This is a genomic window from Microcoleus asticus IPMA8 (genome assembly GCF_013179805.1).
GTDB lineage: Bacteria > Cyanobacteriota > Cyanobacteriia > Cyanobacteriales > Microcoleaceae > Microcoleus > Microcoleus asticus.
This window is the reverse complement of record NZ_SRRZ01000055.1, coordinates 35,876-45,670: the sequence shown is the minus strand read 5'-3', so window position 1 is coordinate 45,670 and position 9,795 is coordinate 35,876. Positions and strand designations below refer to the sequence as shown.

3 protein-coding genes and 1 pseudogene are annotated in these 9,795 nt (G+C 48.7%); 1 reads left to right on the top strand and 3 read right to left on the bottom strand.

Going from position 1 to position 9,795, the window contains the following annotated elements; all coding sequences use genetic code 11:
• Window positions 1-262 (top strand): annotated as a pseudogene (locus E5S67_RS33400) (hypothetical protein); the annotation flags it as partial.
• Window positions 263-334: 72 nt separating this feature from the next.
• On the opposite strand, the gene E5S67_RS15910 reads toward E5S67_RS33400, so the two are convergent.
• The 3 genes from E5S67_RS15910 to E5S67_RS15900 form a co-directional block, all read right to left on the bottom strand.
• Window positions 335-811 carry a chemotaxis protein CheW gene (locus E5S67_RS15910; protein WP_172188849.1) on the bottom strand — a complete coding sequence of 159 codons (477 nt, stop codon included), beginning with the start codon at window positions 809-811 and terminating at the stop codon, window positions 335-337.
• A 161-nt stretch (window positions 812-972) separates the two neighbouring features.
• Entirely contained in the window at window positions 973-3,726 is a 2,754-nt protein-coding gene (locus E5S67_RS15905) for a hybrid sensor histidine kinase/response regulator (protein ID WP_172188847.1), read from the bottom strand.
• A gap of 273 nt (window positions 3,727-3,999) precedes the next feature.
• Window positions 4,000-9,792 carry a methyl-accepting chemotaxis protein gene (locus tag E5S67_RS15900; protein ID WP_172188845.1) on the bottom strand — a complete coding sequence of 1,931 codons (5,793 nt, stop codon included), beginning with the start codon at window positions 9,790-9,792 and terminating at the stop codon, window positions 4,000-4,002.
• Window positions 9,793-9,795: the final 3 nt, after the last annotated feature.

Genomic DNA, 9,795 nt, shown 5'->3' with positions numbered 1-9,795 from the left:
ACAAGCTTGGAAAGCTTTTAGTCCCGAGGGTAAATTGTTGGATGAAAAACTGTCTGAAAGGTTCGACGAATTTGCTCGGAGTTTAGTAGAAGGTCGGCGGGGAGCGCGGGGGGGGTGGGGTTGGGTGGGGGCGTGTCGACGGGTTGGGGTGTTGGGATTGGTTGGGGTGTTTCTATTTGCCCGATCGCACTTAGTTGTAGCCCCACCTTCGGCAATTCAAGAGTTGCTGCAAAAATTAGTAGGGCGATCGACATTATTGTGAGTTTTTTCATAAATAAATAACTTTTGGCGAAAATACGATTTATATTGTATAGTACCTGGAAAAGTGAACACCCTACATTTCGCTAAATAGATCCACATTCAGATAAAAAACTTCGGAACCGTCAGGTGCGCGAATTAACTTTTCTATTACCGGAGGCAGTTGCTGTTGACGGTACAATTCAGGAATCTCGCAGAAGCTTTCTTGGGAAATTTCCAAAATTTTTGGCATATCAGGAATGGGAATCCCCAACCGATCGTTCTTATTTAAAGTGCAAACAATTAGGTAGTTTGAGTCGAGTCTAGAGCCGTCACTGGGAAATATTTTAGATAAATTAATCAGCGTAATCAGTTCTTCTTGATGTCGGACTAAACTGTTACCGCCCGGTAAAAGACCGTAGGGATTAAAGTTTTTAACAATCCGCTCCACTCGTTCAATAGGAACAGCATAGTAAACATTTCCTAGTTCAAAGGAAACAAATTTTTTAGGAGTAATTCTAACAGTGCCTTGTTTCTGGCTCCGGAAGCGACGATTGTAATTGGCGTGAGTCATTCGATTTTAGATTTTAGATTTTAGATTTTAGATTGAAGATTTTTTGATTTTTTGATTTTATTACCGTGCGCCGGGCCGCGCACTTTACCGCTATAATTCGCGTGTCAAACCACTTTTTGCCTAAACTTTGTTTGAGATTGGGGATTATTAGATTTTAGATTTTAGATTTTAGAGTGGATTATTGAGTGTTTGATTAATTTGGGGATAGCTTGTAAAAGTTGGGCCTCGCTGTAAGGTTTGGTGAAGTATTGATTTGCGCCTAATTCCATTGCCATTTGCCGATGTTTTTCGCCACTGCGGGATGTCAGCATGGCTACGGGAATATTAGCAAACTGCTCGGTCGATCTGATCGATCGCAACAATTCAAATCCATCCATCCGGGGCATTTCAATATCCACGATCGCCAAACTGCAATCAAGACCATTTTGCAACTGTTCGAGGGCATCCACTCCGTCTTTAGCCTGTACCACCCGGTAGCGAGCACGAGTCAGCGTCAGAGACAGCAACTGGCGAATTGTATAGGAATCGTCCACTATCAAAATCAGCGGTGACTGACTCGAACTCGGCGCCATCTCCTGCACTTTACCGGACACAGCGGCGATCGAACTATTGGTCGAAGGTTGACCCACCAAATCGTCCACATCCAGAATTGTCACCACGCGCCCGTCCCCCAAAATCGTAGTCCCCAAAACCCCGCGAGGCTTGGATAGAGGCGGCGGCAAAGGTTTAACCACAATTTCCTGCTGGCCGATCAGCCGTTCCACGGCCACCGCCAGCATTCCTTCGGTAGAAGCCAAAACCAGGACGGGAATTTCCTCTAGGGTCAAAGGGTCAGGAGAGGGGGCATCCGGGGCGACGACGCTGTATTCGAGCAAATCTTGCATCCTCACCAAACGAATAAATTCCTCCCGCCACCAAAGCATCGGCTGATTGCCGGCCATGTGAACTTCCGAGGCTTTAATGTGCAGAATTTCCTCGACTGCATCCAGCGGTACTGCTATTTTATTGTGATCGGTCTTCACCATCAAGGCATCAGTAATCGACAGCAGCAGCGGCAGTTTGATGATAAAACTCGTACCTTTTCCCAGGCGAGAGTCTACCTTCACAGTCCCCCGCACAGTCCGCAAATTTGTTCGCACCACGTCGAGCCCGACTCCCCGCCCCGAAAGGTCGCTGACCCCTTCTGCAGTGCTGAAACCCGGCCAAAACAGAAAATCGTAGAGTTCGGCAATGGAAAATTCTTGAGCTTGTTCCTCCGTCGCCAAACCCTTTGTGACAATTTTACGGCGAATGATTTCCGGGTCAATGCCTCTGCCGTCATCGGCGACAGTAATAATAGTTTGGCCGCCTTGGTGGCGGGCTTCTATTTCAATTTGACCGCTGGCGGGCTTGCCAGTTGCTTGCCGAACTTCGGGCATTTCGATGCCGTGGTCGAAAGCGTTTCTCACTAAGTGTATTAAGGGGTCGCGCAAAGCGTCGAGCAAACTTTCGTCAATTTTGGTATCTCTTCCCACTAGCAGCAGGTTGACGTCTTTATCGTATGTGAGGCACATATCCCGGAGCGCTCTGGGCAAGTGATCGACGGCGCGGCTGAAATTCACGACTCGCAACTGCATGACGCGGCTGCGCAGTTGCTCGGTAATGCGGCGCAGTTGGTCCGTACTGCGCTCGAATTTCATGGCTAAGGTGTCTAATTTGGTGGCGGATTGAGAAATTGCTTGGGCAGTTTCGATGACTTCTGCGGCTGTCGAGTGGAACTCTGTATAACGATCCATCTCTAAGATATCGAAGTGAGCATGGGGGACAGAGGATTTGCCGTTAGCAATCATTGGGAATTCTGTTTCTGCTGCTGCAAGTTTTCCCAATCCAGACGAACCGTTTCCCCCTCTCCAGTCTGCAAAACTCAGTCTGTCGTATTCTTCTCGCAACTGACCGCCGAATTGGTTCAAATCTAGGATACTGCGGCGGATGCGCTTGACTTCGCCGCGCAGTTCGGATTCTTGAAGTTCTAAATTTGTACGGTTGATGACTAATTCTCCGACTAGATTCACCAATTCATTTAAGCGTTCTAAGTCTACGCGGATTGTCGGCCTTTGCGGGTTGGGGGCTGGGGGAGAGGGGGAGGGGGAGATTTCGGGGATTTCGATCGCCCTTCCTTCCAATATTTGTTGGCGTGCAGTTTGCAAGTTTTGGGCGATCGCCCAACCCTCGGATTGCAACCGTTGTAGAGTCAAGTCTGGAGAGTCGATCAAATCTCTCAGGGGTGCGGCGACTTTCCCAAAATCAGGCAATTGCAGCATTCCAGCCAAACCCGAGATTTGGTAGTAAACCTTATGAAGGGCGGTGACGCTTTTTGCCAAATCTGCCTCGGAAGCTTGGGAAAGCTCGGTTTCTAGGCGATTGAAGAGTGGCGGCACTTCCTGTTCAAAAATCAGTTTCAGAGTTTCCGGGGCGGGCGATTGGCTGGCTGCGGGGACTGGCGACTCTTCTGACTTGCCGTACTTGGCCTCGAACTGAGCAAAAATTTGGGCGATCACCTCCAAGTTTTCTGTTTGATCGGGAGTTGTGACATCGGAGTGTTGAATTGATTCGAGGGCAATCTTTTTGAGAGCATCCACACCTTGCAGCAAAACACTCACAGTAGTCGGTTCCAGGGCCGACAAGTCTGTGCGATCGCGCAAAATGACAAAACAGTCCTCCAGCGTGTGAGCCGCCGCCGATACGTTTTGAAAGCCCAACATCGAACCCGCACCTTTAATCGAGTGAGCCGCCCGAAACATTTCTTTAACTGCCACTTCTCGCTCTTTCAACCCCGCAGCTTCCATCGCCAGCAGGTTCGTCTCCATTAACTGGAGAAACTCTTCGCATTCTGCATTATAAGCATCTATTAATTCGTTTAAATCGTCATCATTCATATTAGTCTTTTGTCTGTTGACAGTTAACTGTTGTCTGTTGTCTGTTGGCAGTTTTTTTATATATGATGTCCCGTTATTTAACTGTAATTGTTGCCAGGTTGGGTTCACGATTATCTATAAATTCGCATTCAGGATATTTGTCAACCCGCCCCGACAACAACGATAGTTATTAGTGAGTCGTATAACAGTCAACAGTCAACAGTCAACAGTCAACAGTCACCAGTCAACAGTCAACAGTCAACAGTCAACAGTCAACAGTCAACAGTCAACTGACTAACTGCGGAAATTCGCCACCGACTTTTGCAATTTGCTGACAGAACCAGACAGATCGTCCAAAGAAGCCTTGACATCCGCACCTTTTTGTGCTGTTGTATTAGCAATCTCATTGACTTGCTGCATACTACTAGAAACTTCCTCAGCCGAAACAGTTTGCTTAGCAGATGCGCGAGTAATATTTTCCACCAAAGCATTCATTTCTCGACTAACTTCGATGATGGCATTGAGGTGAGTTTTAGCTTCGCTTGCCAGCTTAGTGCCTTCCACTACCTCCAGCGTCCCCGATTCCATTGCCTTCATCACGCGGCTGATTTCTTCTTGAATAGTAGCGACAATTTCGGAGATTTCCTCAGTAGCGCCAGCCGATCTTTCTGCTAATTTCCGCACTTCTTCGGCGACAACTGCAAAGCCTAAACCTTGTTCGCCGGCTCGCGCCGCCTCAATAGTAGCATTCAGAGCTAATAAATTAGTTTGCGAAGCAAGTTGAGAAATCGAAGTCACAATTTTGCCAATTTGCTGCGAAGATTCGCCCAAACGCTTCATCATTTTTGAGGTAGAGGCGATCGTCAACCGGAGCCCGTTAATGCCTTCGACAGCTCGATCGACCGCCACACCGCCTGCTTCAGCCGTGTTAGAAGACTGCTGGGCAACTGTTTCGGCGCGCACCGAAACATCTCGCACGTCGCGGATAGAATGCACAATCCGCTCGATTTCCCGCATGATGGCAGATATTTTTGTGGCTTGAATTTCCGCCTGTTGGGTGAGTTGGCTGGTATTGTTAATTGACTCGCCGGTGGCAGATGTTACCTCTTCGGCTAAAGTTTGAATTCCCGTTACCACCTTCCGCAGAGAGCCGATTAAGAAGTTGAAAGAGTCGGCGACAGCACCTAAAACGTCGTTAGTCACTTCCGCCCTGACTGTCAAGTCGCCTTGAGCAGCACCTTTAATTTCTCCCAACAATTTGAGGACTTGCTGCGTCAGAGAATCAGCTTCAGCTTTGCGTTCTGCTGCCAATTTTTCCAGTCGTTCTTCTGCCTCTTTACGCTCGGTGATGTCAAAGCGAATGGCGATATATTTGATGATTGTGCCGCTGGTATCAAAGATGGGGGAGATCGTCGAATCTACCCAGTAAAACGAGCCATCTTTGCGTCGGTTTTTGATTTCCCCTTTCCACACCAAACCGCGAGAAATTGTCACCCACATTTCTGGAAAAAATGATTTGGGATGGTAGCCGGAATTGATCAGGCGGTGGTTGCGGTGCAGGAGTTCTCCCATGCTGTAACCGGATATTTCAATAAATCTGTCGTTGACGTAGGTAATCGTTCCTTTGGGGTCAGTTTCGCTGACGATCGCCGATTCGTCGAGAGCATTTTGCCGCGTTTTAAGTTCTTGCACCAAGCGTTCCTGTGCCTCTGCCAACTGCTGCATTCGCTGCTGGGATGCTTTTTCCTGGGTGACGTTGCGGCAAACTATTACGCCGCCTTTAAGCGCCCCCGTTTCGTCTTTGAGCGGCCGGCCGTTAACTTTCACCCACAGGCCTTCTGGCTTGCCTGCGTGGCGGGTGAAAAGGTCTAAGTCGTCAAAGGCTTCTCCTCGAACCGTGCGCGCTAAAGGTATGTCGGCTGGGGGATAGGGAGTTACGGTATCGGGCAATAATAAACCGTATTTTGCCGACCATTCGTTGGGAAGAGTCTCTGTCGAACCCGTGCCAAACATATCTTGGGCGGCGGGGTTGAACAAAATAAAATTGCTATTTTCGTCGGCAGCAATTATGCCGTCGCCAATGCTGTTTATTAGCAGTTGCAAGAGATTGGTTTGCTGGCGAAATTGGTCTTCGGAACGGGCTAATTGGGCTGTTGTTTGTTGCAGTTGCACCATCGCCTGTTTGCTTTCGGTAATGTCGCGAGCGACTGCATACATGAGCTTTTGTTCGGTTTCAGGTCGCACTTTCCACGACAGCCACTTGTAAGAACCATCTTTGCAGCGGTAGCGATTTTCAAACAACTGTACTTCGGCGCCATCGGATATTTTTTCCGCTTCGGCTGTGGTTTCTTCGCGATCGTCTGGATGGACGAAATTGATAAAAGGTTGGTTTTCCACTTCTTCTAGGGTGTAGCCGAGGGTTGTTTCCCAAGCGGGATTGAGGCGCTTGAATTTCCCTTCAAAATCTATAATACAAACCAAGTCTAGGGAAAGGATAAAAAATCGATCGCGCTCTACTTCTGCTTTTTTGCGATCGGTAATTTCTACTGCTACTCCCCCAACTCCGATGGGTTTGCCGTCAGAGCCCGGTAAAGGAAAGTATGACGCCAGCCAATCTCGCACGACGCCCGGTTGGTTGAAGGTTGAACCCGACACCTCAATATTTAAAAACGGTTGGTTGGTGGCGAGAACCTGCTCCAACATCGGCTGTAGGGTATCGATCATTTCAGGTAGAACTTCCCTCACCGTCTTACCGAGGTGTTCGGCAACTGAGGTGCCGGTGGTTTGCGCTAATTTCTCGTTGACTTGCACGAAGCGCAACTGGTCGTCAAAAATAAACATTGAGGCCGGGGCGGCTGTGAAAAATGCGTCAAAGCGGGTTTGACGCAAAACTAATTCTCGTTCTAGGGCTTTGCGATCGGTGATGTCGCGGCCTTCTGGAATTAGCAGCAAGACTTTGCCGCTGTCGTCTTTGATGGGTTTGATGGAGAAGTCAACGGTCGCCACGGCACCGCCGGCAACTAGCACATCCACTTCGTAGCGGACTACCTCGCCGGCCGCGGCAGAGACGATCGCTTCTCGTATCTGTTGCTTGGCTGCTGGGGAAATCTGCCACCACAGGATTTCCGAAAACGGGGTGCCTACTATGTCTTCGAGCAGCAAGTCTGCTGTGGCGAGGGCTGTTTGATTGGCTTCCAAAACGGTGCCGTCCGGTTTGAGCAGAGCTATGAATTGGAACGATTGGTCGAAAATGGCTCGGAACAGTCTTTCGCGATCGCGCAGCATCTCTTCTGAGCGTTTGCGATCGCTGATGTCGCGAGTAACTGTAGCTAGGCCCATAGGCTCGCCGGTTTCTGGGTGTTTGACTGTAAATAGGGTGAAGTCAACCGGAAAGTTTTGGCCGGTTTGAAAGTTCCTCAAGCGGAATTCGCCCTGCCAAAAACCGTCTCGCACAGTAGCCGGCAGGATTTCTTCTTTTAAGCTTCTAGCATCTTCTGGTGTTAGGAAGTCATATAGAGTTTTGGTTTTGACTTCTTCAATATTTTGCAATCCGGCTAGTTTAATACCAGCGGCATTCAGGTACGTTGCGTCTCCCTCCAGGGTAGCCGTGCCCATAAAATCCGAGCTGCTTTCTACGATAGAAATCAATCTTTGCTTTTCGATTTCGGCTTGTTTGCGCCCCGTGATGTCGTTGTTAGTTTCTAAAATTGCTTTGGGTTTTCCCTGTTCGTCTCTCTGCAAATTCCAGCGACTGAATACGGTGATTTGGGTGTCGTAATTGGTGGTGTGAATTAGTTCTCCTTCCCAATAATCTTGCGCTTCTAACTGTACCCATATATCTGCTAAAGGCTGGGGAAAAATGGTGTGCCATAGAGTATGGGTGAGTTTTCCCAAGGCTTCTTTTTTTGTCCAGCCGTACATCCGTTCGGCTCCTTGATTCCAATAATTAATCGTGCCGTCAATATCCCGAACTATCAAAGCGTCGCTCGCCAGGTCGAGCATTTGCAAGTTCTGCTCCAAGGCTTGTTCTACGCGCTTGCGTTCTTTAATGTTGCGGGCGATAGTTGAAATAAATCCAACTTCTGAATTCTCAGATTTGTGGGCCACTATTACTTGAGAAACTGGTAGTTCTTCGCCGTCTAAACTCTGCCAAACTGTCTCGCCACTCCACGCCCCGTCCCGACAAGCTGCGGGGATGGCGACGTTGACAATAGTGTCGATACTTTTGGGGGATATCATCTCAGAAATGTTGATTCCGGCTAAATCAGCGTCCTGGCCAACTCTCAACATTTCTCTGGCGGCGCGGTTGAGATAAATGGTGCGCTGTTGGGTGTCGGCTATGACTACCCAGTCTGTTGTGGTTTCTAAAATTGCTTTGAACCGCAATAGTTCTTGTTCGGATTTGCGGCCCTCTGTGATGTCGCGCGCGAAGCCGAGCATTCCTAAAATGTTGCCTTCTGCGTCTTTGAGGGGCAATGTCAGCGTGTCGAAGCTGTGTACTTTGCCGTCGGCTAAGGTGGCTAAGTCGTTGGAGTCGGGCGCCACCTGGTTGCCAGCCGGGAAGTTTTGGATTTGGTTCTGGGAATCGGTTTGGGCCTGGAAGCTGCCAAAGATTCGATCGACAGATATGCCGATTTCTGCGTCATCTTTGCCGATTATTTCGGCTTGAGTTTTGCCGAAGGCGGCGGCGAAACCTGCATTGACTAGCGTGTAGCGCGAGTTTCGATCTTTGACGAAGATGCAGTCTGGCGTAGCGTCAATGACTGTCCGCAGCAAGTTTTGGGAGCTTTCTGCTTCTGCGAGCGTGTGCCGCAGTTGTTCTTCCATTTGCACGCGCTTGGTGATATCTCTAATTGCGGAAACGAGAAATTTTCTGCCGTCGGCATCTACAAAAGTAGATTTTTTGGCGGAGAAATAGCAGGTGTTTCCTGCTGAGTCTGTGTGGATTTTTTGGCTTTCCCTGCTGGTATTTGTCAAGAAAACTAATTCGTCTGTTGCTCTATATGTGTCTGCTTGCTCTTTGGGCAAGAAGTCGTCGTAGGATTTGCCAATTAGTTCCGATCTGCGGTGACCTATGTATTGACAAAAAGCATCATTTAATGTTATCCAGCGGTGCTGTTCGTCTTTGACGTAAATCGGGTCTGAGATGCTGTTGAGGATGTTATTTAAGAATTGTTCAGAGGCTTTTAATTGCTCTTGGACTGCGGTGCGATCGCGAATTTCCTGTTCCAATTGTGCGTTAGTTTGCAGGATCTGCTCGGTTCTTTCATTCACTCGCTGCTCTAGCTCTGCGGTTATCTGCTGCAATGCCACTTCTGTCTGTTTGCGGTGGGTAATGTCGCGGCCTTCGGCGAGGATTTGAAATACTTCTCCTGTTTTATTGAAAAGTGGCTTAAACGACACGTCCATTACTATCACATCGTTGTTGGGGCCGGTGATTTCGTATTCTTCCCGGACTAAATTGCCGATCGAGACTTGTTTAATGTTCGTTTTTAGGCGCTGCTGGTTGGTTGGAGATGATGCCCACCAAGGTGTGAGCCAAAATTTCAGCCCCAGCACTTCTGATGCTTGGAAATCGCCCAATTTTAGCGCTGTCTGATTTGCTTCGATCAGAGTACCGTCTGGCTCCAATAATGCGATCACTTGAAAAGCTTGGTCGAAGATTGCGTGAAATCGCTGGTTAGTTTCGCTCAGTGCTTGTTCTGTTTCTTTTTTAGAGTTAAGGATTTGGGTGGAACCTACTAAGAAGTCGTAGCGGTTGGACAAACTCAAAAAAGCGATCGCCGGAATTACAGTTATCCAATCCGACACTGTTTGCACCACCGGGGAGTGCGGCAGTCCCAGGTATTCGGCGGCGTGGCCGCTGTGACCGAAAGCGCAGCTCCAAAATATGCCTGCTGTGACTGTGGCGAAGATGTCGAACCCGAATTGACGGTTTCGCCACAAACCTAAGGTGATCAGCCAGGCGATGGCAAAGTAACACGCACAAATGATGCAGTTAGCAGCCCCAGCTACTACCGATGCGGAGAAGTCAGGCAATGTCAGGGTGAAAGTCGTTGCGATCCAGGTATAGAGAAGTTCGATCATAAA

What these genes read in the sequence shown, in the direction of transcription:
- E5S67_RS15905 (WP_172188847.1), bottom strand. Translation starts at nt 3,726, where the DNA reads ATGAATGATGACGATTTAAACGAATTAATAGATGCTTATAATGCAGAA.
- E5S67_RS15910 (WP_172188849.1), bottom strand. Translation starts at nt 811, where the DNA reads ATGACTCACGCCAATTACAATCGTCGCTTCCGGAGCCAGAAACAAGGC.
- E5S67_RS15900 (WP_172188845.1), bottom strand. Translation starts at nt 9,792, where the DNA reads ATGATCGAACTTCTCTATACCTGGATCGCAACGACTTTCACCCTGACA.